Raw genomic sequence first — 21,412 nt, 5'->3', positions numbered from 1 at the left:
AGAGAAGGTTCCGGAAAACAGGGAGAGGACACCCGGAAAAGCGGACGAGCCGCCGCACCCGGGTGCGCCGGCCGTACGGGCCGGCTGCGGAGAAGCCACGGGGTGCGACGGCTCGTGCCGTCGATCAACGCTTGCTGTACTGCGGAGCCTTGCGGGCCTTCTTGAGACCGGCCTTCTTGCGCTCGGGCACCCGCGCGTCGCGGGTGAGGAAGCCGGCCTTCTTCAGCGCCGGGCGGTGCTCGATGTTCGCGAACTGCAGCGCGCGGGAGATGCCGAGGCGCAGCGCGCCGGCCTGGCCGGTGGTGCCGCCGCCGTTCACGCGCGCGAGCACGTCGAACTGGCCCTCCAGGCCCAGCAGCACGAACGGCTCGTTCACGATCTGCTGGTGCACCTTGTTCGGGAAGTACTGGTCCAGGGTGCGGCCGTTGATCTTCCACTGGCCGCTGCCGGGGACGATGCGGACCCGCGCGATGGCCTGCTTGCGGCGGCCGGTGCCGGCCGCGGGGCCGGTGGCGACCGGCTGGCCGAGGTAGCTCTCGCCGGCGGCCTCGGGGGTCTCGGTGCTGTACTCGGAGGGCGCTTCCTCGTACGAGTCGATCTCGGCGGCCTGCTCGGCGCCGGTGGTGTCGTCCACGGTTCTCCTTGGGGTGTTCTAGCCAGGGCGGCTGGCCCGTCAGGCGGGTGCCCCGGCGGCCTCTGCTTCCGGGTCGCGCACGATCGGCTCGTGCGCGGGCGTCACTTCTTGATCTGGCTGACCTGGGTGATCTCGAACGGGACCGGCTTCTGCGCCTGGTGCGGGTGGTCCGGCCCGGCGTAGACCTTCACCTTGCCGAACATCTTCCGGCCGAGGGAGTTCTTGGGCAGCATGCCCTTGATCGCCTTCTCGACGGCCCGCTCGGGGTGCTTGGCCAGCAGGTCGCCGTAGCTCACCGAGCGCAGACCGCCCGGGTAGCCGGAGTGCCGGTAGGCGCGCTTCTGCTCCAGCTTGTTGCCCGACAGCGCCACCTTGTCGGCGTTCACGATGACGACGAAGTCACCGGTGTCGAGGTGCGGGGCGTAGATCGGCTTGTGCTTACCCCGGAGCAGCTGTGCGACCTGACTGGCGAGACGGCCCAGCACGACATCGGTCGCGTCGATGACGTACCACTGACGCTGGACGTCAGCGGGCTTAGGGGTGTACGTGCGCACGGTCGTAAGCCTTCGTTTCTCGTCGACTCTCAGCGGTTTCGATCCTCCACCCGTCCTCGCGGACGGGTGCCTCCTGGCAGCGGAATCCTGCTCGCGCCGATCAGAGGATCATCCGACCCGGCGCTCCGGGATGCCGGGGCCCGCACGCGGCCACGGGGGCACATGATGGGGACACACCGACAGGTCGTCGCGCCTCCCGCCTGCAGCGAGCAGGCGCCGACGCACACAACAAACACGCAGGATACTCGGCCATGCGCACACGGGTCAAAACGAGCCGCCGTGGCGCTTCCAGCCGCGGGTCCAGTATGCCGCATGACTTGAATGCCAGGAAGTGGACGTTCAGCACCGCGACGATCACACTTCGTGGCGGATCGGCTCTTTCTGGATTCATTTCTATAACACAGGGTCTATGTCGGGATATGGTGCCGGGCGACCGGTCCACGCCGGCTCACGCCGGCCCGCACCCGGGAGCCCCCGCTGACCACTCCCCGCAGACCAGCCGATCCCGCCGGAGGTCGCCGGCCCGGCCACGCCGGGCGCCCCGGCCCCTCCGGGCGCGACGCCTCCGCGCCGCGCGACGTTCCCCCGCGGCCCGGTGTCCCTCCCTACCGCGACGAACTCGTCGCGAGCGGCCCGCGACGCGCCCGCCGGGAGCCCCCGCCCGCCGACCGGTCGCCTAGCGACGGCGACGCGTTCTGGAACGGCCGCCCGCCGCGCGGGAAGCGCCCCAAGAAGAAGGGCGCGAAGGGGATCGTCGTGGCCGCCACCGCGTCCGCCCTCGCCATCGGCACCGGCGTCGTGATCGACCGGCTCGTCCTGCCCCAGTTCCGGTCGGAGCGGACGTCCGCCTCCGGATCACGGCACAGCCCGACCGTGGAGGTCCCGGCCGGTCCGCAGAGCGACCCGCTCGCCGCGACCGGCAAGGGCTCTGGAACCGGGACGGGTTCCGGCTCCGGGACGGGGACGGGCGGCGGCCGGACCGGCGCCTCGCCCGCGCCGACCGCCGAGGAGCAGACGCCGCCGCTGAAGGTGATCCACCCGCCGAAGAGCGCGTCCGCCAAGCCCTCGAAGTCCAAGAAGTCCCCCGGGTCGGACGCTCCGTCGGCGCCGGGCGCGAGCAGGACTCCGGGAGGCGGTACCGGCGGCTCCGGCTCCGGCGGCTCGTCCGGCCCCGAGGCGAGCGTGGTGTCCCTCACCAACGCCGAACGCGCCAAGCACGGCTGCCCCGCGCTGCGCACCGACGCGCGGCTCGTCACCGCGGCCCGCAAGCACTCGGCGGACATGGCGGCCAACGACTACTTCGACCACACGTCCCGCAACGGCGACAGCCCGTGGAAGCGGATGGAGGACGCCGGATACAGCAGCCCCGGGGCGGAGAACATCGCCAAGGGCTACCCGACCGCGTCGGCCGTCGTGAAGGGCTGGATGGACAGCCCCGGCCACCGGGCCAACATCCTGAACTGCGGGCTGCGCGCCATCGGCGTCGGGATGGCCTCGGGGTCCGGCGGGCGGCTGTGGACGCAGGACTTCGGCTGGAAGTGACCGCCCCCGCCCGGCGGGGACGCGACCTTCGGCAAATCACCGGCGTCCGGTTCGCCCCCATGTCATGGTGGGTGTCGCGAAGGTCCAGAGCCCTGAACGAGGAACGGTAAGGTCCAACCCATGGGTTATCCGGGCGATCAAGGCAAACCCGGCGACTGGCCTCCCCGGCAGTCGCCGCACGCGCCGTACGGACCCGGAGCCGAAGCGCCGCCGTACGGCCACGACAACGACGAATCCCCTTTCGCCCCGCGCGACGAGGGCCCCGGCGCGCCGCCGGCGTTCGGCGGGGGCGGCTTCGGCGACGACACGTTCGGCCAGGAGAAGTTCGGCAATGACGCGTTCGGCGGTCCCTCCTACGGTGGCGGCGCGCCCGGTGGTGCGCCCGGCGGCGAGGCGCCCGGCGAGCGGACCGCGGCCTGGTCCGACCAGCCGCCCGCGTGGGGCGACGAGTCCGCCGCCGGCGGCGGCTTCGGCGAGAACGGCCCCGGCGAGGGCGGCTTCGGCTCCTACGAGGGCATGCCGCCCGGACCGTCCGGCGCGCCCGAGCGCCCCGAGCGCCGCCGCAACCTGCCGCTGATCATCGGCGGCGCCGCGGTCGCCGGGATCCTCCTCATCGGCGGCGGCGTCGGGCTGTCGTCGATGCTCAAGGGCGACTCCAAGCCGAAGCCGAAGCCGACGCAGGCCGCGTCCCAGCAGCCGCAGGCCACGCCGACCCCCACGCAGCCCGTCCTGACCCCGGTGAAGCTGCAGAGCCGCACCACCGACCCCGTGCCGCTGACCCTCAAGGAGATCTTCGGCAAGGCGACGTTCAAGGCGGGCAGCCACAAGTACGTGCGGACGGCCGCCGCCGGGAAGAAGACCTGCGCCGGCGCCGTCGGCGGCACGACCCTGGCCGCGGCGCTCAAGAAGGGGCGCTGCACCCAGGTGCTCCGGGCCACCTACGCGCTCAGCAACGGCTCCCTCGTCGGCACGGTCGGCGTGTTCAACCTGCAGACCGAGGCCGCCGCCAAGAAGGCCGTCAAGGCCGCCGCCGCCAAGGACGCGTTCCTGGTGTCGCTGCCCGGCACGGGCGTCAGCAAGAACATCGGCAAGGGCGAGGCGCTCGGCACCTCGCAGGCGCGCGGCCACTACGTCATCATGACCTGGGTGCAGCGGCCGGACGGCAAGAAGATCTCCAGCAAGTACCATGCCGCGGTCCAGGTCTTCGGCACCCAGCTGGTGAAGGGCAGCAACCTGGCAATGGCGCTGCACTACCGGGAGACCGAAGGCAAGCCCCTCCAGAAGTGACCCCCATGACTACCCTCACTGCTTATGTCTGGACCTAGAGACGCACGGGAGCCCGGCGAGCAGGCCGGCGAGGCCCCTCCCCTCAAGCTCCCCGCCTTCGGGCTGGAGGCCCCCTGGTGGGCCGCGGAGTCCGCGGACGCGGCCCCGTCGGCCGAGCAGGCCGCCGCGCCGGAGATGCTGTCGGCGCCCGTCGTCGAGGACGCCCTCACCGAGGAGGTCCAGGACGAGGCCGGCGCCTCCGCCTCCGAGACGCCCCGCCTCTCCGAGGTCCCCGCCGCTCCCCACGTCGCCTCGGCGCCGCCCGGGACGCTCGTCGCCGGGAGGGGCGTCCCGCGCGTCGACTCCCGCGGCGCCGTCCCCGCCGATCCGATCGTCAAGCCCCCGATCTCCCCCGACGAGACCGACCCCGAAGGCTTTCCGCCCATCCCGCCCGTCGAGGGCGGGTTCCGGGACGCGACGCCGCGAGGCGAGGCCGCGGGGGCCGTCACACCAGAGACCGAGGCCACCGTGGACCACCCCGCCGTGACCGACACCGCGACGGACATCCCCGCGTCGCTTTCGGCGTTCGAGAAGGCCAAGGAGGCGGAGGACGCCGCCTCGCTCGCGCCCGTGCTCGTCCCGGACGCCATCCTCCCGCCCGGCGTCGTCCCGCCCACCGGAAGCGGCCCGTTCCCGCACACCGATCCGGCCGCGGTGGGCCCGGCCGGCTCCGACCAGGGGGGCACGCCGCTCTTCCACGCCGAGGGCGCCGCCCCCGCCGACGCCCCGCCGCCCGGACGCCCCCCGCAGGGCATGCCCGTCACCGGCCGGGGTGGCGCCAAGGGACGCTCGGTGCTGATCGGCGGCGTCGCCGCGGTCATCCTCGCCGCGGTCGGGGCCCTGTTCCTCATCGGCGGCACGGGCTCGGACGGCGACCGCGGCAAGAAGGGCGAGACCCCCGAGGCCCCCGCGGCGGCCCAGACCACGCCCGCGGTCACACCGTCCGCCACGGCCGCCGCCCCCGTGGACATCAACAACGAGAAGACCGACACCGCCGACCTGACGTTCCGCGACGTCTTCCCGACCGAGACCATCCGGTTCGGCGACCGGACGTACCTGCGGGACCGCTGGTCGCTCAACCGGGACGTCACCTACGCGGCCCGCGGCTCCATGCTCGCGGCCCTCCGCAAGGACCAGTGCCGCAAGATCGTCCGCGCCACCTACATCGACCCGCAGACCAAGCTCGCCGTCACCTCCGGCATCGCGGTGATGCCGACGAAGGCGGCCGCGATCGCCGTGAGCAAGGCGGGCGACCCCGCCCGCTACGAGTGGTTCCGCGGCATGGCGGGCAAGCGGTCCCCCGACATCGACCAGGCTGGCGGGTACGCGGCCGCGACCGTGCGCGGCCGGTACGTCGCCTACGCCTACGTCCAGTGGGCGAACGGGAAGAAGGCCAAGCCCGGCGACCCGACGATCAAGAAGGCGGCGCAGCTGTTCCTCGACTACGACCTGCGCCCGATCGTGGCGCGGTCCCGCGGCTGAGCCCGTAGGCCCGGCCCGGGACCGCGGGGTCAGCAGCCCTGCCGGTGCACGGCGCCGCCGGGCGGCGCCGGCTGGTCGGCGGACGCCGCGGCGGCCGTGGCGTTCAGCGTCCGGACGCGGCGGGTCTCCTGGGCCCGCCTGGCCAGGCTCTCGTCCTCGGGGTAGCGGATCTCCTCCAGCGACAGGCCGTGCGCGGGCGCCACGTTCACGCCCGAGTCGCGGACGCGCGCCGCGAGCACCTGCGCGGGCCACTCGACCTCGCGCCGCCCGTCCCCCACCATCAGCAGCGCGCCGACCAGCGCGCGGACCATCGAGTGGCAGAACGCGTCGGCCTCCACGGTGGCGAGCGCGAGATGCGGGTCGCGGTCGTCGCGCGCCCACTCGTAGCGCAGCAGCTCCCGGATCGTCGTCGCGCCCTCCCGCCTGCGGCAGTACGCGGCGAAGTCGTTCTCGCCGACCAGCCTGCGGGCGGCCTCGTTCATCCGGCCGAGGTTCAGGGGACGGGGATGCCACAGCACGTCGTGGCGGCGCAGCGGCTCCACCCCGAACGGGTTGTCGCACACCCGGTACACGTAGCGCCGCGACAGCGCGGAGAACCGCGCGTCGAACCCCTCCGGGGCGATCGACACGCGCCACACCCGCACGTCCGGGGGCAGCAGCCCGGCGAGGCGGCGCGGCATCGTCCCGTTGATCGCCGAGTAGGCGGCGACGGGGACGACGAGGTGGGCGACCTGGCCTCGGGCGTGGACCCCGGCGTCGGTGCGGCCGGCGACGGTGAGCATGGGGGGCGGGTCCAGCCGCAGCATCCGGGCCAGCGCGTCCTCGATGACGCCCTGGACGGTCCGCTGGTTCGGCTGCCTCGCCCAGCCCGCGAAGTCCGACCCGTCGTAGGAGATGTCGAGCCGGAGTCGTACCAGTGCGGTCATGTCAGCCGAGTCGTCCTTCTGCAACGTCCGTCCATCCCTCCGGGCACCCCGCGTTCGTCGGGCACTCCCCTGACACGCTCCCCGGTGAACCGTCGCCCTCCTGCCATGACCATGCGATCAAGTCTGGCAAAGTTCGGGCCCGCCGTCCCGATGGAAACGGCGGGCCCTCACGAACTTCGAGCAAACGCTCGCCCAGTTCAAGCGGCGGATTACTCCTTCTCGCCCTCGTCCTTGGCTTCCGCGTCGCCGGCGGCCTCGTCCTTGGCGTCCACGGCGGCCGTGTCGTCGGCCTCCGTCTTGGCCTCGGGCTCCTCCGCCTTCGGCGCCGGGGCGGCCGGAGCGGCCGTGCCGCCGGACGCCGCCAGCTGCTCCTGCACCAGCTCGATCACGGCCATCGGGGCGTTGTCGCCCTTGCGCGGCCCGATCTTGGTGATGCGGGTGTAGCCGCCGGGACGGTTCTCGAAGCGCGGCGCGATCTCGGTGAAGAGCTCGTGCAGGACGCCCTTGTCGCGGATCGTCTTGGCGACCAGGCGACGGTTGTGCAGGTCGCCCTTCTTCGCCTTGGTGATCAGCTTCTCCGCCAGCGGACGCACCCGCCGGGCCTTGGCCTCGGTGGTGGTGATGCGGCCGTGCTCGAACAGCGACGTGGCCAGGTTGGCCAGGATCAGGCGCTGGTGCGCCGCGCTGCCGCCGAGGCGGGCGCCCTTGGTGGGCTGGGGCATGTCGTTTCCTTCCTGCACCGGCCGTGTCAGGTACCGGTGTCAGCTGGTTCCGGCCGGCCGGGGACCGCGGGCCCCCGGCCGCCGGACTCGGGTTCCTAGTACTGCTCGGTCTCGGCGTAGCCCTGGTCGTCGTCGCCGTAGTTGTCGGCCGCCGCGCTCGGGTCGAACCCGGGCGGGGAGTCCTTCAGCGACAGGCCCATGTCGTTGAGCTTCTGCTTGACCTCTTCGATCGACTTGGCGCCGAAGTTGCGGATGTCGAGCAGGTCCTGCTCGCTGCGGGCGACGAGCTCGCCCACGGAGTGGATGCCCTCGCGCTTCAGGCAGTTGTAGGAGCGGACCGTGAGGTTCAGCTCCTCGATCGGCAGGGCCAGGTCCGCGGCGAGCGCGGCGTCCGTCGGGGACGGGCCCATGTCGATGCCCTCGGCCTCGACGTTGAGCTCCCGGGCCAGCCCGAACAGCTCGACGAGGGTCTTGCCGGCGGAGGCGACCGCGTCGCGCGGCAGCATCGCCTGCTTGGTCTCCACGTCCAGGATGAGGCGGTCGAAGTCGGTGCGCTGCTCGACTCGGGTGGCCTCGACCTTGTAGGTGACCTTGAGCACGGGCGAGTAGATGGAGTCGATCGGGATCCGGCCGATCTCCTGGCCCGGCTGCTTGTTCTGCGCGGCCGAGACGTAGCCGCGGCCGCGCTCGACCGTCAGCTCCATCTCCAGCTTGGCCTTGTTGTTCAGCGTGGCGATGTGCAGGTCCGGGTTGTGGACCTCCACGCCCGCCGGCGGCGCGATGTCGGCCGCGGTCACCTCGCCCGGGCCCTGCTTGCGCAGGTACATGACGACGGGCTCGTCGTGCTCGGAGGAGACGACGAGCTCCTTGAGGTTCAGGATGATGTCGGTGACGTCCTCCTTCACCCCGGGCACGGTCGAGAACTCGTGCAGGACGCCCTCGATCCGGATGCTGGTGACGGCCGCACCGGGAATGGAGGAGAGCAGCGTGCGGCGCAGCGAGTTGCCGATCGTGTAGCCGAAGCCCGGCTCCAGCGGCTCGATGGTGAACCGCGACCGGTACTCGTCAACCTGCTCTTCGGTGAGAGTGGGACGCTGAGCGATGAGCATGGTGGTGCCTTCTTTCCGCGGTGCCCGCTATTTGACTACCGCGTTCTGGATTCTTCCCCGATCCGCCGGGGCCCCAACGGGGGACCCCGGCGGGCGTTGAGCCCTTACTTGGAGTAGAGCTCGACGATCAGCTGCTCCTGGACGGGAGCGTCGATCTGCTGCCGGACGGGCAGCGAGTGCACGAGGATCCGCATCTTCTCGCCGTCGACCCCGAGCCACGCCGGAACCGGACGCTCGCCGACCTCGGCCTTGGCGACCTGGAACGGCGTCATCTCCAGCGACTTGGGCTTGACGTCGACGATGTCGGCCTCGCCGACCAGGGCCGACGGGATGTTGACCTTCTTGCCGTTGACCCGGATGTGGCCGTGCCGGATGAGCTGGCGGGCCATGTCGCGGGACTTGGCGAAGCCGGCCCGGTAGACGACGTTGTCGAGCCGGCGCTCCAGCAGCATGAGCAGGTTGTCACCCGTCTTGCCCTGCTGGCGGGTCGCCTCGACGTAGTAGTTGTGGAACTGCCGCTCCAGCACGCCGTAGATGCGCCGCGCCTTCTGCTTCTCGCGAAGCTGCAGCAGGTACTCGGTCTCCTTGGGCCGACCGCGACCGTGCTCACCCGGCGGGTAGGGACGGATCTCGATCGGGCACTTCGGGCCCTCGCACTTGCTGCCCTTGAGGAACAGCTTCATCTTCTCGCGGCGGCAGAGCTTGCAGTCCGCACCGGTGTAACGAGCCATTGTTCTAGATCTCCCCTGCCTCAGACCCGGCGACGCTTCGGCGGGCGGCAGCCGTTGTGCGGAACGGGCGTGACGTCCTGGATCGAGCCCACCTCGAGGCCGGTGGCCTGCAGCGACCGGATGGCGGTCTCGCGGCCCGAGCCCGGGCCCTTCACGAAGACGTCGACCTTGCGCATGCCGTGCTCCATCGCGCGCCGGGCGGCGGCCTCGGCGGCCTGCTGCGCGGCGAACGGGGTGGACTTGCGCGAGCCCTTGAACCCGACGTGGCCCGAGGAGGCCCAGGAGATCACGTTGCCGTTGGGGTCGGTGATCGAAACGATCGTGTTGTTGAACGTGCTCTTGATGTGGGCGTGCCCGTGAGCGACGTTCTTCTTTTCCTTGCGGCGCACCTTCTTGGCGCCGACACGGCTCTTAGGAGGCATGTGCTCTCTCTACTCTTGAGGTCATCGATCCGGAGGACCGACTCCGGACTACTTCTTGCCGGCCTTCTTCTTGCCGGCCACGGTCTTCTTCTTGCCCTTGCGGGTGCGGGCGTTGGTCTGCGTGCGCTGACCGTGCACCGGAAGCCCGCGGCGGTGCCGGATGCCCTGGTAGCACCCGATCTCGATCTTGCGGCGGATGTCCGCCTGGACCTCGCGGCGAAGATCACCCTCGATCTTGTAGTTCGCCTCGATCCAGTCACGGAGCTTGACCAGCTCGTCGTCGCCGAGCTGGTGCACGCGCAGGTCGCCGCTGATGCTGGTGCCCGCAAGGGTCTCCAGCGCCCGCGTCCGGCCGATGCCGAAGATGTAGGTGAGAGCGACCTCGAGGCGCTTGTCGCGCGGGAGGTCGACGCCGAGGAGGCGTGCCATGTGGGCAGTTCCCTTCATTCGTCCGGAGGTATGGACGCACCGCCTCCGCATACACCCTGCCCGGGTGGCGGCCCCGGCCTCCGGAGTTCCGGGGGTGCCCCTCCACACGACACTGCCGTACGGCCGGATCCGGGAGTTCCCGGACCCGGCGCGTACGGCCGTGTGAAGGCTGCGGTGCGCTTGCTGGGTTGTGAGCGTCAGCCCTGACGCTGCTTGTGGCGCGGGTCGGAGCAGATGACCATGACCCGGCCGTGCCGGCGGATGACGCGGCACTTGTTGCAGATCTTCTTGACGCTCGGCTTGACCTTCACTGGGTCTCCTAGAGATAAGGGTCACCCCCGCGCCGCCACGCACGGGGAAGGCAACCCCAGTGGGATTTACTTGTAGCGGTAGACGATCCGACCGCGCGTGAGGTCGTAGGGGCTCAGCTCCACAACGACGCGGTCGTCCGGCAGGATCCGGATGTAGTGCATCCGCATCTTGCCGCTGATGTGGGCGAGCACCTTGTGCCCGTTGTCGAGCTCCACCTTGAACATGGCGTTCGGCAGCGACTCGATGACGGTGCCCTCGATCTCGATGGCCCCTTCTTTCTTGGGCATGTCCTCCGCGCTTCGCTGATCGGCTCATTGGACGCGGTCCGGCTCTCCAGGGGAGAATCAGCCGCGACCCGCACCGCGGCGCGGATGCGCCAGGAAGGGGAATCGAGCGGCCGTCGACGGACCGACAAGGGAGTCTACGTCAACCGGCCGTCCAATGCGAAATCGACGCATGATACGTGTCCGGAGACTGCTCCCGAGTCAAGCATACCTCGCCTGCGCGTTGTACCTTTCCAGGAGAGCGACGTTCGAGGAGGGTCAGCATGCCGAGCTATGACTTCGCGCTGATCCTCAGCCGTCCCCTCTACGAGGACGAGCTCGACCCGCTGTTCGACCGCACCCACGGCGCCGTCACCGTGTCGATCGTCAGCGAGCCGCAGCACGCCGACCGGCGCGGAAACGCCTCGTGCACCTGGCCCGGCGCCACCCTCGCCGCGGCGATCATGGAGGTGGTCGGGCACGTCGAGGAGAGCGCGCCCGGCCTGCACGTCCTGCAGGTGGAGGCCGACCCGCTGCTGACCATCCGCGACATCGCCGAGCGGGTGGGCCGGTCCCTCGACTCGGTCCGGCACGCGATCACCGGGGCGCGCGGCGCCACCGGCTTCCCGTCCTCGGAGATGTCCACCGCCGGTCACCGGCTGTGGCGGTGGTCCAAGGTCGCCGCCTGGTACGGGCTCGACGATCCCCAGCTCATCGAGGCCAAGCCGACCGTCCAGGCCATCAACGGCTGGCTCGCGCTGCGCGACGTCGTCCCCGACGTCGCCCCTGCTCCAGAGGACGTCACCTCGGCCCTGTCCCTCGTCATCCCCCACGTCGCCTGAGCGCGCGCCGCCCGGGCGAGGCGGAGGACGCCGCCCCGGCGACCGCCCTCCCGGCGGGGGCCGAGTCGACAGTCCCGGCGCGCGGACGCGAAGATCGTCCCGGCGCCCGCGCCCGGGGCTGCCCGGAACGCGGGGTTCCGTGATGTGCTGGGGGCGACGGGGAGGCGATCGATGGCGATCATCGCGCAGCTGAGCGACATCCATCTGGCGGCCGGACGCAACGGCGGGATGGACGACGACTCGGGGCCGGTCCGCGCGCTGCGGGCCGCCGTGTCGAGCCTGCTGTCGCTGCCCGCGCGGCCCGACGCCGTCGTGCTCACCGGGGACCTCGCCGACCGCGGCCTGCCCTCCGAGTACGCCCGGCTGCACGCGCTGCTGTCGCCGCTGCCGATGGCCGTCTACCCGATGTGCGGCAACCACGACGACCGCGACGAGATGCGCCGGACGTTCGCCGACCATCCGGCGGTCGCGGCGACGGGGACCGGGCCCGGGGCGCCCGTCCAGTACGCCGTCGACGTGGCCGGCGTGCGCCTGGTCTGCTGCGACACGACCGTCGACGGCCACCCCCACGGGCACATGAGCGAGGAGAGGCTCGCCTGGCTGGAGGAGACGCTGAGCGCCGCGCCCGGCGTCCCGACCGTCATCGCCACCCACCACCCGCCGTACCCGATCGGGATGCGGTTCATCGACGACCTGCGGTTCGTCGACCCCGCCGGGTTCGCGGCCGTGATCTCCCGGCACCCGCAGGTCGTCCGGGTGATCTCCGGGCACGCGCACCGGGCGACGGTCGGATCGCTGGCGGGACGGGTCTGCACCACCTGCCCGAGCACCTACCGGCAGCTGTTCCTCGACCTCACCCAGCGGGGCCGCGCCGCCGTCACCGGGGAGCCCGCCGGGTTCGCCCTGCACCTCGTCGGCGAGGACGGCACCGCCACCACCCACTTCGCCCCGACCGGGAACTACCGGCCCCTGATGGACGTGGAGTGACCCCGCCGGGCGGCACCGGGCGCGCCGGCCCGGCCCCTGCCGGACGGGCGCGTCAGCGGTCGCCCTGGCGCCCGCCGAAGACCGTGCGCATCAGCAGGACGGCGCCCCACGGGGCCGCCACCCAGATCCACCACGGGTAGACCGCGCCCGACGTCACCAGGATGATCAGCCACACCGTCAGGTTGATCGCGCTGACCGTCGCCCAGGCGCCCCACATCGCCGCCATCCGCTGCGGTCCGAGGTCGCCCGACGGCCGCCGCGCCGGCGACGCGGTGCCCTTGCTCTGCGTCGCGGGGACCGGGAGCTGGTACAGGTCCTCCTCGGGCAGGTCGGACGTGACCTCCTGGAGCTGCCCGAGCGTCTTGGCGCCGTAGACCGCGTCCAGCCGCTCCTGCAGCTCGTCCATCGTGATCCGGCCCTCCGCGCAGTGCTCGCGCAGACTCGCGGCCACCCGGTCGCGGTCGGCGTCCGACGCCCGGATCTCAGGGTTCGGCGCCATCGCTCCTCCGCTCCTCAGGACCTGCCTTCACTCTCCATTCTGCGGCGCGGATCCGAGCTTCGCGAACCGGTCCCGGCCTTCGTCGAGCGCCGTCAGGACGCGGGGGCCGTCCGCCGTGACCGCGAACGTGTGCTCGAAGTGCGCCGAGGAGCGCCCGTCGGTCGTCACGACCGTCCAGCCGTCGTCGAGCTCGACGGTCTCCTTCGTGCCGAGGTTCACCATCGGTTCCACCGCGAAGCACATGCCCGGCTCCAGGACGGGCCCGTGCCCGGGCGCGCCGTGGTTGGGGATCAGCGGGTCCATGTGCATCTCGGTCCCGATGCCGTGCCCGCCGTAGCCCTCGACGATGCCGTAGCGCCCCTGAGAGCGGATGTGGGACTCGATCGCATGGGAGATGTCCGTGAGGCGGGCGCCGGCGCGCCCGGCCGCGAGGCCGCGCCACAGGGACTCCTCCGCGACCTCCAGCAGCCGCCGCTCCTCGTCGGTGATCTCCCCCACCGGGACTGTGATCGCCGCGTCGCCGTGCCAGCCCTCCACGATCGCGCCGCAGTCGATGGACAGCACGTCGCCCTCGCGCAGGATCTTGTCCGCCCGCGGGATGCCGTGCACGATCTCCTCGTTGACCGACGCGCAGATCGTCCCCGTGAAGCCGTGGTAGCCCTTGAACGACGGGACGCCGCCGTTGTCGCGGATGTGCTCCTCGGCGAGCGCGTCCAGGTCCAGCGTGCTCAGGCCGGGCTCGGCGGCCGCGCGCAGCAGCTCCAGCGTCCGGCCGACGAGCAGACCCGCCGCGCGCATCAGCTCGACCTGCTCCGCGGTCTTCATCTGGATCATGAGCCTGCGCCGTTTGAACATCTCTCCCCTTGCACCGGTCCTCGCGCCGAAACGGCCGCGCGGACGCGGGATCACCCGCGTCCGCGCCCACGACCCCCTCGGGGGGCCGTCACTTCTCCAGTGAACCCGTCGACCTCTCCAGCGGGCCCGTCACTTCTCCAACGGGCGCAGCGCGGTGAGGGCGCGCTTGGTGACCTCTTCGACCGGTCCGGTGGCGTCGATGCCGACGAGGATGTTCTCGTCGGCGTAGAACTGCACCAGCGGCGCCGTGTCGTGCCGGTACACCTCCAGGCGGTGCATGACGACCTCTTCCTTGTCGTCGTCCCGCTGGAACAGGTGACCGCCGCAGTCGTCGCAGATGTCGTCCTGCTTGTCGTCGAAGTCGACGTGCCAGATCCGGCCGCACTTGTCGCAGGTGCGCCGGCCCGACAGCCGCCGGACGACCTCGTCCTCGTCGACGACGAGCTCCAGCACGATGTCGAGGCGGGTGTCCCACTCGGCGAGGATCTTCTTCAGCGTCTCGGCCTGCGGGACGTTGCGCGGGAACCCGTCCAGCAGGAAGCCGTCGCGGGCGTCGTCCTCGCCGAGCCGGTCGCGGACCATCGCGATCGTGACCTCGTCGGGGACGAGGTCGCCGCGGTCCATGTACTGCTTGGCCTGCCGGCCGAGCGGCGTCCCGCCGCTGACGTTCGCGCGGAAGATGTCACCTGTCGAGATCTTCGGGACCGACAGATGAGATGCGATGAACTGGGCCTGCGTCCCCTTGCCCGCACCCGGGGGGCCCACCAGGACGATACGCACTACCGGAGGAAGCCCTCGTAGTTGCGCTGCTGGAGCTGACTCTCGATCTGCTTCACGGTATCCAGTCCGACGCCGACGACGATGAGGATGCTCGTGCCGCCGAACGGGAAGTCCGAGCTCGCCTTCATGAGTGCGAAGGCGACCATCGGGATGAGGGACACGAGCCCCAGGTAGAGCGCACCGGGTGTGGTGATCCGGGTCAGCACGAAGTCGAGGTACTCGGCGGTCGGCCGACCAGGACGGATACCTGGGATGAATCCACCATACTTCTTCATGTTGTCGGCGACTTCAGTGGGGTTGAAGGTGATCGCCACATAGAAGTACGTGAAGAAGATGATGAAGACGAAGAAGATCCCCATGTGCCAGGCGTTGTCCTGCTGGAGATAGGGCTGGACCTTTTGCAGCCACTTGGTGTTGGGCCACAACTGGGTGGCCAGTACCGGCAGGTAGAGCAGCGAGGACGCGAAGATGATCGGGATGATGCCGGCCTGGTTGACCTTCAGCGGGATGTAGGTCGACGTGCCGCCGTACATGCGGCGTCCCACCATCCGCTTGGCGTACTGGACCGGGATGCGCCGCTGGGCCTGCTCGACGAACACGACCCCGGCCATGATCGCCAGACCCACCAGGATCACGACCGCGAAGACGAAGCCGTTCTTGGTCTTGTAGATGCTCCAGAACTGGGCGGGGAAGACCGCCACCACCTGGGTGAAGATCAGGATCGACATGCCGTTGCCGACGCCGCGGTCGGTGACCAGCTCGCCCAGCCACATGATGACGGTCGTGCCCGCCACCATGATGATCACCATCGTGATGATCGGGAAGATGCCCTTGTCGTACAGGATGTCGCCGCTGCCGGAGATGCCCTGGAACAACTGACCGGTGCTCGCCATCGCGACGATGCCGGTCGCCTGCAGGATCGCCAGCCCGACCGTCAGGTACCGCGTGTACTGGGTGATCTTCGTCGTGCCGGCCTGGCCCTCCTTCTTCAGGGCCTCCAGCCGCGGGATCACCACCGTCAGCAGCTGCAGGATGATGCTGGCCGTGATGTACGGCATGATGCCGAGCGCGAAGACCGACAGCTTCAGCAGCGCGCCGCCGCTGAACAGGTCGACCAGGCCGTAGAGCTGGCTGCTGCCCTTGGCCGCGTCCGCGGTCTCCTTCAGCACCTTCACGTTCACGTTGGGCGTCGGCAGGATCGAACCGATCCTGAACACCACGATCATGAACAACGTGAAAAGGATTTTCTTACGCAGGTCAGGCGTACGGAAAGCCCGAGCGAACGCGGTCAGCACCATTCCTCCTGCGCGACTGGCGGGTTCATGGCCGCCGAGGGGGCGGTTTCAGGTCCATGAGTTCGGGCGGAGAATACCCGGTGTGACGGCAGAGTGCGCAATCTCACGCGGAGTACCTTCGCTCGTGTGACTCTAACAGCAGATGACACCGGGGCCGCCCCGCCGGACCCGGCGGCCTCACGGCCCCGGGCCTCATGCGGGCGCGGCCCCGGCATCAGGTGTCCTTCTTACAGCTCGTCGGCGGATCCGCCGGCGGCCGCGATCTTCTCCTTGGCGGCGCCGGAGAAGGCGTGCGCCTTCACCCGGACCGCGACGGAGATGTCGCCCGTGCCGAGGATCTTGACCGGACGGCCGCGGCGCACCGCGCCCTTCGCCGCCAGGTCCTCCGCCGTGACCTCGCCGCCCTCGGGGTAGAGCGCGGCGAGCTTGTCCAGGTTCACGACCTGGAACTCGACCCGGTTCGGGTTCTTGAAGCCCTTGAGCTTCGGAACCCGGCGGATCAGGGGCATCTGGCCGCCCTCGAAACCGACGGGGACGGTGCTGCGGGCCTTGGTGCCCTTGGTGCCGCGACCGGCGGTCTTGCCCTTGGACGCCTCGCCACGGCCCTTGCGGGTCTTGGCCTTGTTGGCGCCGGGGGCCGGACGCAGGTCGTGCACCTTCAGCGGGGCGCCCTCGGTCTCCGCAGCGGAGTCCTTACCGAGATCAGCCGCCATGTCAGTCGACCTCCTCGACGGTGACCAGGTGCGCCACCGTCCGGATCATGCCGAGCACCTCGGGGCGGTCCTCGCGGACCACGCTCTGCCCGATCTTCTTCAGGCCCAGGGTGCGCAGCGTGTCACGCTGGTTCTGCTTCTCGCTGATCACGGACTTGGTCTGCGTGATCTTCAGGTTGCTCACGACGACGCGACCTCCGCCCTCGGCTCGCTGCCCGCGGCACGCGCGCGCAGCATGGCCGCCGGGGCGACGTCCTCGATCGGCAGGCCGCGCTTGGCCGCGATCTCCTCGGGACGCTTCAGCGACTTCAGACCCGCGATCGTGGCGTGCACGATGTTGATCGCGTTGTCGCTGCCCAGCGACTTGCTCAGCACGTCGTGGATGCCGGCGCACTCCAGGACCGCGCGCACCGGGCCGCCGGCGATGACGCCGGTACCGGGGCTGGCCGGACGGAGCAGGACCTCGCCCGCCGCGTCGCGCGCCTGCACCAGGTGCGGGATGGTGCCCTGGATCCGCGGCACCTTGAAGAAGTGCTTCTTGGCCTCCTCGACGCCCTTGGCGATCGCCGCGGGCACCTCCTTGGCCTTGCCGTAGCCGACGCCGACGGTGCCGTTGCCGTCACCGACGATCACCAGAGCGGTGAAGCTGAAGCGCCGCCCGCCCTTGACGACCTTGGCGACACGGTTGATCGCCACGACCTTCTCGATGTACGACTGGCCCTTGTCGGCGCCACCGCGGCGGTCGTCGCGGCGGTCGCGACGGTCGCCACCCTGACCGCCACCACGCCTCTGCGCTGCCATCAGTGGTTCCTCTCGTTCACCTTGTAAAGGGCCATCAGAGCTCCAGGCCCCCCTCACGCGCACCGTCCGCGACAGCGGCGATACGGCCGTGGTACTTGTTGCCGCCGCGGTCGAACACGACCGCGTGGACGCCGGCCTGCTTGGCCCGCTCGGCGACGAGCTCGCCGACCTTGCGGGACTTGGCCGTCTTGTCGCCGGAGTCGGCGCGCAGGTCCGCCTCCATCGTCGACGCGCTGGCCAGCGTGTGGCCCTTGTCGTCGTCGATGACCTGGACGAACACGTGCCGGCTGGAGCGGGTCACGACCAGGCGCGGCCGCGCGGCGCTGCCCACGACCTTCTTGCGGACCCGCAGGTGCCGACGCTTGCGAGCAAGCTGGCGACCGCTCGTGGCCTTGCCGGCCAGGGTCTTGGTGCCTGCCATGACTACTTACCAGCCTTTCCGACCTTGCGGCGGATCTGCTCGCCCTCGTAGCGCACGCCCTTGCCCTTGTACGGGTCGGGCTTGCGCAGCTTGCGGATGCGAGCGGCGATCTCACCGACGAGCTGCTTGTCGATGCCCTCGACGACGAGCTGCGTCGGCCTCTCCACCGTGAAGGTGATGCCCTCCGGCGCCTCGAACGGGATCGGGTGGCTGTAGCCGAGCGAGAACTCCACGTTCTTGCCCTTGGCCACCACCCGGTAGCCGACGCCCTGGATGACCAGGGTCTTCTTGTAGCCGTCGGTGACCCCGACGACCATGTTGTTGATCAGCGTCCGAGTGAGCCCGTGCAGGCCGCGCACCTTGTTGACGTCGTTGGGCCGGGAGACGACGAGCTTGCCGTCCTCCTGGCTGACCTCGATGGGGTCGGCGACGGTGTGCGAGAGCGTGCCCTTCGGGCCCTTGACGGTGACCTCGCGGCCTTCGAGCTTGACCTCGACACCGCTGGGCACGCTGATGGGGAGACGTCCGATACGAGACATTAGAAGTGCCCTCCCCTCACCAGACGTAGGCGAGGACTTCCCCGCCCACTCCGCGCTTGCCGGCCTGACGGTCCGTCATCAGGCCCGAGGACGTCGAGATGATCGCGACGCCCAGCCCGCCCAGGACCTTCGGCAGGTTGTCCTTCTTCGCGTACACACGCAGACCCGGCTTCGAGACGCGCTTGATGCCGGCGATCGAACGCTCGCGGGTCGGGCCGAACTTCAGCTCGATCAGGAGCTTCTTGCCGACCTCGGCGTCCTCCACGGTCCAGCCCGAGATGTAGCCCTCCTGCTGGAGGATCTCGGCGATGTGCGCCTTGATCTTCGAGTACGGCATCGCCACCGAGTCGTGGTACGCCGAATTCGCGTTGCGCAGACGCGTCAGCATGTCTGCGATCGGGTCGGTCATCGTCATGGCCTACTGGCCCTCCCTCGCCACGGTTTCCTCGGGTTGATGCGGCCCGTGGACCTTTGGCGCGGTCGTGGACACCCTCTCAGGCGCCCGGTTGGTCATTACAGGCCGGCTTCCGCCGCCCCCGGAGCCGCGCTCCGGGGACGCGGTCACCAGCTGGACTTCGTGATGCCAGGCAGCTCGCCGCGGTGGGCCATCTCCCGGAAGCACACGCGGCACAGGCCGAACTTCCGGTAGACGGAGCGCGGACGCCCGCAGCGCGAGCACCGAGTGTACGCGCGCACGCCGAACTTCGGCTTCCGCGCCGCCTTGGCGATCAGCGACTTCTTCGCCATGCTCAGCTCTCCTTGAAGGGGAAGCCCAGGAGCTTGAGCAGCGCCCGGCCCTCGTCGTCGGTCTTCGCGGACGTCACGACCGTGATGTCCATGCCCCGCGAGCGGTCGATCTTGTCCGGGTCGACCTCGTGGAACATGACCTGCTCGGTCAGCCCGAAGGTGTAGTTGCCGTTGCCGTCGAACTGCTTCGGCGACAGCCCGCGGAAGTCGCGGATACGGGGCAGCGCCGTGGCGAGCAGGCGGTCCAGGAACTCCCACATCCGGTCGCCGCGCAGCGTGGCGTGCGCGCCGATCGGCATGCCCTCGCGCAGCTTGAACTGCGCGATGGACTTGCGGGCCCGGTTCACCGCGGGCTTCTGCCCGGTGATCGCCGCCAGGTCGCGGATCGCGCCCTCGATCAGCTTGGCGTCCTTGGCCGCGTCGCCGACCCCCATGTTGACCACGATCTTGGTCAGCGAGGGGATCTGCATGACGTTGGCGTAGCCGAACTGCTCGCGCATCTGGCCCGCGATCTCCTCGCGGTAGCGCAGCTTCAGCCTCGGCGTCGGAACGGGACGCTCGGTAACGGTCTCGGTCATCGGTCTCAGATCTCCTTACCGCTACGGCGCGAGATCCGAACCTTCGTGCCGTCGTCGTTGGTGCGGTAACCGACCCGTGCCGGCTTGCCGTCCTCGACGATCGCGACGTTGCTGACGTGCAGCGGCGCCTCGACCGTGACGCGACCGCTCTCCTTGCCGGCACGCTGCTGGTCGGCCTTGATGTTCTTGGTGATGAGGTTGACGCCCTCGACGACGACCCGCTCCTCGCGGGGGATGACGCGCAGGACCTTGCCCGTCGCGCCCTTGTCCTTGCCGGCGATGACGATGACCTCGTCGCCCTTACGGATCTTCATCAGAGCACCTCCGGCGCGAGCGAGATGATGCGCATGAACTTCTTCTCGCGCAGTTCGCGGCCCACCGGGCCGAAGATACGGGTGCCGCGGGGGTCGCCGCCGTCCTTGATCAGGACGGCGGCGTTCTCGTCGAAGCGGATGTAGGAGCCGTCCGGGCGCCGGCGCTCCTTGCGGGTGCGCACGACGACCGCCTTGACGACGTCACCCTTCTTCACGCCCGCGCCGGGAAGGGCGTCCTTCACCGTCGCGACGATGATGTCGCCGACTCCCGCGTAGCGCCGACCCGAGCCGCCGAGAACCCGGATGCAAAGGATCTCCTTCGCACCCGTGTTGTCGGCGACCTTGAGTCGCGACTCCTGCTGGATCACGTCTAACTCCTGTTCGTCACACCGGTTCTCGGCGCCCCCTTCGCGGGCGCCGAGCCTGGTGGAACCAGACTGTGGTCAATAGCGGGACTGCGTCCCGCGGGCCTGCGGCCCTACTTGGCCTTCTCGAGGATCTCCACCACGCGCCACCGCTTGGTGGCCGACAGCGGCCGGGTCTCCATGAGACGGACGCGGTCGCCGACGCCGCACTCGTTGGCCTCGTCGTGCGCCTTGTAGTTCTTCGTGCGGCGGATCACCTTGTGGTACTTGGGGTGCTTCACGCGGTCCTCGACGGACACGACCACGGTCTTGTCCATCTTGTCGCTGACCACCAGACCCTCAAGGATCTTGCGGCTGGTCCGCTGCTCGGTCGTCTGCTCGGTCATTCGTTGCCCTCCGCGGCGTCCTCGACCGTCACGATGCCGAGCTCGCGCTCCCGCATCACGGTGTAGATGCGGGCGATCTCGCGCTTGACGGTGCGCAGCCGCCCGTGGCTCTCAAGCTGGCCGGTGGCGGCCTGGAAGCGGAGGTTGAACAGCTCCTCCTTGGCCTCCCGGAGCTTGGTGACCAGGACGTCCTCGGGCTCGGTCCGCAGGTCGTCGGCGGTAAGACCCTTGGCCATCAGGACTCACCCACCTCTCGCTTAACGATCTTGCACTTCATCGGCAGCTTGTGGATCGCGCGGGTGAGCGCCTCCCGAGCGACCTGCTCGTTCGGGTAGGAGATCTCGAACAGCACGCGGCCCGGCTTGACGTTCGCCACCCACCACTCCACGGAGCCCTTACCGGAGCCCATGCGGGTCTCGGCGGGCTTCTTGGTCAGCGGACGGTCCGGGAAGATGTTGATCCAGACCTTGCCGCCGCGCTTGATGTGGCGGGTCATGGCGATACGCGCGGCCTCGATCTGCCGGTTGGTCACGTACGCGCTTTCGACGGCCTGGATGCCGTACTCGCCGAACGTCACCCTCGTGCCGCCCTTGGCCATGCCGCGGCGCTTCGGGTGGTGCTGCTTGCGGTGCTTGACCTTGCGAGGGATCAGCATCGGTTACTCAGCTCCCCTCACCCTGCGGAGCAGCCTCGGCGGTCGGCGCCGGCTGCTCGGAACCCTGCTGCTGCTTCTGCTCGCCGCCACGGCCGCCGCCGGCGCCACCGGCACCACCGGCACCGCCACGGCCACCGCGACCGCCGCGAGCGCCGCCGCGACCCTCACCGCCGCGGCGCTCGC

At 70.2% G+C, this 21,412-nt stretch carries 33 protein-coding genes; 6 read left to right on the top strand and 27 right to left on the bottom strand.

Annotated features, from left to right (window positions below; genetic code table 11):
* Positions 1–124 precede the first annotated feature (124 nt).
* A complete protein-coding gene (gene rpsI / locus ABD944_RS14735; protein WP_345176434.1) occupies positions 125–634 on the bottom strand; it encodes a 30S ribosomal protein S9 in 510 nt (169 codons plus the stop codon).
* A 101-nt stretch (positions 635–735) separates the two neighbouring features.
* Positions 736–1,188 carry a 50S ribosomal protein L13 gene (gene rplM, locus ABD944_RS14730; RefSeq protein WP_345176432.1) on the bottom strand — a complete coding sequence of 151 codons (453 nt, stop codon included), beginning with the start codon at positions 1,186–1,188 and terminating at the stop codon, positions 736–738.
* A 756-nt stretch (positions 1,189–1,944) separates the two neighbouring features.
* On the opposite strand from rplM, the gene ABD944_RS14725 reads away from it, so the two are divergent.
* From ABD944_RS14725 to ABD944_RS14715, 3 genes are all read left to right on the top strand, one after another.
* A complete protein-coding gene (locus tag ABD944_RS14725) occupies positions 1,945–2,730 on the top strand; it encodes a CAP domain-containing protein (protein ID WP_345176430.1) in 786 nt (261 codons plus the stop codon).
* A gap of 120 nt (positions 2,731–2,850) precedes the next feature.
* Positions 2,851–4,017 carry a hypothetical protein gene (locus ABD944_RS14720; protein WP_345176427.1) on the top strand — a complete coding sequence of 389 codons (1,167 nt, stop codon included), beginning with the start codon at positions 2,851–2,853 and terminating at the stop codon, positions 4,015–4,017.
* A gap of 24 nt (positions 4,018–4,041) precedes the next feature.
* Positions 4,042–5,538 carry a hypothetical protein gene (locus ABD944_RS14715; RefSeq protein ID WP_345176425.1) on the top strand — a complete coding sequence of 499 codons (1,497 nt, stop codon included), beginning with the start codon at positions 4,042–4,044 and terminating at the stop codon, positions 5,536–5,538.
* Between the two features lie 29 nt (positions 5,539–5,567).
* Here the strand turns inward: ABD944_RS14715 and truA are convergent, their stop codons facing one another.
* From truA to infA, 8 genes are all read right to left on the bottom strand, one after another.
* Positions 5,568–6,464, bottom strand: coding sequence for a tRNA pseudouridine(38-40) synthase TruA (gene truA / locus ABD944_RS14710; protein ID WP_345176423.1), 897 nt, complete (start codon positions 6,462–6,464; stop codon positions 5,568–5,570).
* A gap of 209 nt (positions 6,465–6,673) precedes the next feature.
* Positions 6,674–7,186: a 50S ribosomal protein L17 gene (rplQ, locus tag ABD944_RS14705; RefSeq protein ID WP_345176421.1), complete on the bottom strand. Its 513-nt coding sequence runs from the start codon at positions 7,184–7,186 to the stop codon at positions 6,674–6,676.
* 95 nt (positions 7,187–7,281) lie between these two features.
* Positions 7,282–8,295, bottom strand: coding sequence for a DNA-directed RNA polymerase subunit alpha (locus ABD944_RS14700; RefSeq protein WP_067454600.1), 1,014 nt, complete (start codon positions 8,293–8,295; stop codon positions 7,282–7,284).
* A 104-nt stretch (positions 8,296–8,399) separates the two neighbouring features.
* Entirely contained in the window at positions 8,400–9,026 is a 627-nt protein-coding gene (gene rpsD, locus ABD944_RS14695; protein ID WP_345176417.1) for a 30S ribosomal protein S4, read from the bottom strand.
* 20 nt (positions 9,027–9,046) lie between these two features.
* Positions 9,047–9,448, bottom strand: coding sequence for a 30S ribosomal protein S11 (gene rpsK / locus ABD944_RS14690; protein ID WP_021596710.1), 402 nt, complete (start codon positions 9,446–9,448; stop codon positions 9,047–9,049).
* A 48-nt stretch (positions 9,449–9,496) separates the two neighbouring features.
* Positions 9,497–9,877, bottom strand: coding sequence for a 30S ribosomal protein S13 (rpsM, locus tag ABD944_RS14685; RefSeq protein ID WP_345176414.1), 381 nt, complete (start codon positions 9,875–9,877; stop codon positions 9,497–9,499).
* A gap of 197 nt (positions 9,878–10,074) precedes the next feature.
* Complete coding sequence (gene rpmJ / locus ABD944_RS14680; RefSeq protein WP_021596712.1) at positions 10,075–10,188, bottom strand: 50S ribosomal protein L36; 114 nt, start codon at positions 10,186–10,188, stop codon at positions 10,075–10,077.
* Positions 10,189–10,254: 66 nt separating this feature from the next.
* Positions 10,255–10,476, bottom strand: coding sequence for a translation initiation factor IF-1 (gene infA / locus ABD944_RS14675; protein WP_034519601.1), 222 nt, complete (start codon positions 10,474–10,476; stop codon positions 10,255–10,257).
* A gap of 260 nt (positions 10,477–10,736) precedes the next feature.
* Between infA and ABD944_RS14670 the strand changes: the two genes are divergently transcribed.
* Complete coding sequence (locus tag ABD944_RS14670; RefSeq protein WP_345176407.1) at positions 10,737–11,294, top strand: hypothetical protein; 558 nt, start codon at positions 10,737–10,739, stop codon at positions 11,292–11,294.
* A gap of 171 nt (positions 11,295–11,465) precedes the next feature.
* Positions 11,466–12,281, top strand: a complete 816-nt coding sequence (locus ABD944_RS14665; RefSeq protein ID WP_345176404.1) for a phosphodiesterase — start codon at positions 11,466–11,468, stop codon at positions 12,279–12,281.
* Positions 12,282–12,333: 52 nt separating this feature from the next.
* On the opposite strand, the gene ABD944_RS14660 is transcribed toward ABD944_RS14665, so the two are convergent.
* The 17 genes from ABD944_RS14660 to rplP all read right to left on the bottom strand — a co-directional run bounded on the left by ABD944_RS14660 (position 12,334) and on the right by rplP (position 21,229).
* Positions 12,334–12,780: a DUF1707 SHOCT-like domain-containing protein gene (locus tag ABD944_RS14660; protein ID WP_345176400.1), complete on the bottom strand. Its 447-nt coding sequence runs from the start codon at positions 12,778–12,780 to the stop codon at positions 12,334–12,336.
* Between the two features lie 27 nt (positions 12,781–12,807).
* Positions 12,808–13,635 carry a type I methionyl aminopeptidase gene (gene map / locus ABD944_RS14655; RefSeq protein ID WP_345176397.1) on the bottom strand — a complete coding sequence of 276 codons (828 nt, stop codon included), beginning with the start codon at positions 13,633–13,635 and terminating at the stop codon, positions 12,808–12,810.
* A gap of 129 nt (positions 13,636–13,764) precedes the next feature.
* Positions 13,765–14,415, bottom strand: coding sequence for an adenylate kinase (locus ABD944_RS14650; RefSeq protein WP_149258925.1), 651 nt, complete (start codon positions 14,413–14,415; stop codon positions 13,765–13,767).
* Positions 14,415–15,710: a preprotein translocase subunit SecY gene (gene secY / locus ABD944_RS14645; protein WP_345176825.1), complete on the bottom strand. Its 1,296-nt coding sequence runs from the start codon at positions 15,708–15,710 to the stop codon at positions 14,415–14,417. The genes ABD944_RS14650 and secY overlap by 1 nt, the downstream gene beginning before the upstream one ends.
* A gap of 227 nt (positions 15,711–15,937) precedes the next feature.
* Complete coding sequence (gene rplO, locus ABD944_RS14640) at positions 15,938–16,423, bottom strand: 50S ribosomal protein L15 (RefSeq protein ID WP_345176393.1); 486 nt, start codon at positions 16,421–16,423, stop codon at positions 15,938–15,940.
* Position 16,424: 1 nt separating this feature from the next.
* The gene (gene rpmD / locus ABD944_RS14635) at positions 16,425–16,607 is read right to left on the bottom strand and encodes a 50S ribosomal protein L30 (RefSeq protein WP_021596720.1); all 183 of its coding nucleotides are present in this window, start codon (positions 16,605–16,607) and stop codon (positions 16,425–16,427) included.
* Positions 16,604–17,224: a 30S ribosomal protein S5 gene (gene rpsE / locus ABD944_RS14630; RefSeq protein ID WP_372505490.1), complete on the bottom strand. Its 621-nt coding sequence runs from the start codon at positions 17,222–17,224 to the stop codon at positions 16,604–16,606. Before rpsE ends, rpmD begins: the two co-directional genes overlap by 4 nt.
* 34 nt (positions 17,225–17,258) lie before the next feature.
* Positions 17,259–17,645, bottom strand: a complete 387-nt coding sequence (gene rplR, locus ABD944_RS14625; protein WP_089314936.1) for a 50S ribosomal protein L18 — start codon at positions 17,643–17,645, stop codon at positions 17,259–17,261.
* Positions 17,646–17,647: 2 nt separating this feature from the next.
* A complete protein-coding gene (gene rplF / locus ABD944_RS14620) occupies positions 17,648–18,184 on the bottom strand; it encodes a 50S ribosomal protein L6 (protein WP_345176387.1) in 537 nt (178 codons plus the stop codon).
* A gap of 16 nt (positions 18,185–18,200) precedes the next feature.
* Entirely contained in the window at positions 18,201–18,599 is a 399-nt protein-coding gene (gene rpsH / locus ABD944_RS14615; RefSeq protein ID WP_089314938.1) for a 30S ribosomal protein S8, read from the bottom strand.
* Positions 18,600–18,745: 146 nt separating this feature from the next.
* On the bottom strand, positions 18,746–18,931 hold the full coding sequence (locus ABD944_RS14610) for a type Z 30S ribosomal protein S14 (protein ID WP_018657585.1): 186 nt from the start codon (positions 18,929–18,931) through the stop codon (positions 18,746–18,748).
* Between the two features lie 2 nt (positions 18,932–18,933).
* Complete coding sequence (gene rplE / locus ABD944_RS14605) at positions 18,934–19,509, bottom strand: 50S ribosomal protein L5 (RefSeq protein WP_185028472.1); 576 nt, start codon at positions 19,507–19,509, stop codon at positions 18,934–18,936.
* Between the two features lie 5 nt (positions 19,510–19,514).
* Positions 19,515–19,823 (bottom strand): 50S ribosomal protein L24, encoded by a 309-nt coding sequence (gene rplX / locus ABD944_RS14600; RefSeq protein ID WP_141580642.1) that lies wholly within the window; start codon positions 19,821–19,823, stop codon positions 19,515–19,517.
* Positions 19,823–20,191, bottom strand: a complete 369-nt coding sequence (gene rplN / locus ABD944_RS14595) for a 50S ribosomal protein L14 (protein WP_021596728.1) — start codon at positions 20,189–20,191, stop codon at positions 19,823–19,825. The genes rplX and rplN overlap by 1 nt, the downstream gene beginning before the upstream one ends.
* A gap of 110 nt (positions 20,192–20,301) precedes the next feature.
* A complete protein-coding gene (gene rpsQ / locus ABD944_RS14590; RefSeq protein ID WP_345176381.1) occupies positions 20,302–20,574 on the bottom strand; it encodes a 30S ribosomal protein S17 in 273 nt (90 codons plus the stop codon).
* On the bottom strand, positions 20,571–20,810 hold the full coding sequence (rpmC, locus tag ABD944_RS14585; RefSeq protein WP_185028474.1) for a 50S ribosomal protein L29: 240 nt from the start codon (positions 20,808–20,810) through the stop codon (positions 20,571–20,573). Before rpmC ends, rpsQ begins: the two co-directional genes overlap by 4 nt.
* Complete coding sequence (gene rplP, locus ABD944_RS14580; protein WP_089314943.1) at positions 20,810–21,229, bottom strand: 50S ribosomal protein L16; 420 nt, start codon at positions 21,227–21,229, stop codon at positions 20,810–20,812. The genes rpmC and rplP overlap by 1 nt, the downstream gene beginning before the upstream one ends.
* Here rplP and ABD944_RS14575 point away from each other — a divergent pair.
* On the top strand, positions 21,213–21,412 hold a 200-nt coding region (locus ABD944_RS14575; RefSeq protein ID WP_345176376.1), incomplete at its 3' end, for a hypothetical protein. The two genes, rplP and ABD944_RS14575, sit on opposite strands and share 17 nt — an antisense overlap.

The sequence above is a fragment of the Actinomadura verrucosospora genome, assembly GCF_039540335.1.
Lineage (GTDB): Bacteria > Actinomycetota > Actinomycetes > Streptosporangiales > Streptosporangiaceae > Spirillospora > Spirillospora verrucosospora.
This window is presented reverse-complemented; position numbering and strand designations above follow the sequence as displayed.

Bases quoted from the DNA above. Each gene is read 5' to 3' on its own strand.
- rpsE (WP_372505490.1), bottom strand. From the start codon at position 17,224: ATGGCAGCGCAGAGGCGTGGTGGCGGTCAGGGTGGCGACCGTCGCGAC.
- rpsH (WP_089314938.1), bottom strand. From the start codon at position 18,599: ATGACGATGACCGACCCGATCGCAGACATGCTGACGCGTCTGCGCAAC.
- rplX (WP_141580642.1), bottom strand. From the start codon at position 19,823: ATGAAGATCCGTAAGGGCGACGAGGTCATCGTCATCGCCGGCAAGGAC.
- rplR (WP_089314936.1), bottom strand. From the start codon at position 17,645: ATGGCAGGCACCAAGACCCTGGCCGGCAAGGCCACGAGCGGTCGCCAG.
- rplE (WP_185028472.1), bottom strand. From the start codon at position 19,509: ATGACCGAGACCGTTACCGAGCGTCCCGTTCCGACGCCGAGGCTGAAG.
- rpsK (WP_021596710.1), bottom strand. From the start codon at position 9,448: ATGCCTCCTAAGAGCCGTGTCGGCGCCAAGAAGGTGCGCCGCAAGGAA.
- rpsD (WP_345176417.1), bottom strand. From the start codon at position 9,026: ATGGCTCGTTACACCGGTGCGGACTGCAAGCTCTGCCGCCGCGAGAAG.
- ABD944_RS14610 (WP_018657585.1), bottom strand. From the start codon at position 18,931: ATGGCGAAGAAGTCGCTGATCGCCAAGGCGGCGCGGAAGCCGAAGTTC.
- rplF (WP_345176387.1), bottom strand. From the start codon at position 18,184: ATGTCTCGTATCGGACGTCTCCCCATCAGCGTGCCCAGCGGTGTCGAG.
- ABD944_RS14700 (WP_067454600.1), bottom strand. From the start codon at position 8,295: ATGCTCATCGCTCAGCGTCCCACTCTCACCGAAGAGCAGGTTGACGAG.
- rplP (WP_089314943.1), bottom strand. From the start codon at position 21,229: ATGCTGATCCCTCGCAAGGTCAAGCACCGCAAGCAGCACCACCCGAAG.
- ABD944_RS14660 (WP_345176400.1), bottom strand. From the start codon at position 12,780: ATGGCGCCGAACCCTGAGATCCGGGCGTCGGACGCCGACCGCGACCGG.
- rplQ (WP_345176421.1), bottom strand. From the start codon at position 7,186: ATGCCCCAGCCCACCAAGGGCGCCCGCCTCGGCGGCAGCGCGGCGCAC.
- rpsM (WP_345176414.1), bottom strand. From the start codon at position 9,877: ATGGCACGCCTCCTCGGCGTCGACCTCCCGCGCGACAAGCGCCTCGAG.
- infA (WP_034519601.1), bottom strand. From the start codon at position 10,476: ATGCCCAAGAAAGAAGGGGCCATCGAGATCGAGGGCACCGTCATCGAG.
- ABD944_RS14665 (WP_345176404.1), top strand. From the start codon at position 11,466: ATGGCGATCATCGCGCAGCTGAGCGACATCCATCTGGCGGCCGGACGC.
- ABD944_RS14670 (WP_345176407.1), top strand. From the start codon at position 10,737: ATGCCGAGCTATGACTTCGCGCTGATCCTCAGCCGTCCCCTCTACGAG.
- ABD944_RS14720 (WP_345176427.1), top strand. From the start codon at position 2,851: ATGGGTTATCCGGGCGATCAAGGCAAACCCGGCGACTGGCCTCCCCGG.
- ABD944_RS14715 (WP_345176425.1), top strand. From the start codon at position 4,042: ATGTCTGGACCTAGAGACGCACGGGAGCCCGGCGAGCAGGCCGGCGAG.
- map (WP_345176397.1), bottom strand. From the start codon at position 13,635: ATGTTCAAACGGCGCAGGCTCATGATCCAGATGAAGACCGCGGAGCAG.
- rpmC (WP_185028474.1), bottom strand. From the start codon at position 20,810: ATGGCCAAGGGTCTTACCGCCGACGACCTGCGGACCGAGCCCGAGGAC.
- truA (WP_345176423.1), bottom strand. From the start codon at position 6,464: ATGACCGCACTGGTACGACTCCGGCTCGACATCTCCTACGACGGGTCG.
- rpsQ (WP_345176381.1), bottom strand. From the start codon at position 20,574: ATGACCGAGCAGACGACCGAGCAGCGGACCAGCCGCAAGATCCTTGAG.
- rplO (WP_345176393.1), bottom strand. From the start codon at position 16,423: ATGGCGGCTGATCTCGGTAAGGACTCCGCTGCGGAGACCGAGGGCGCC.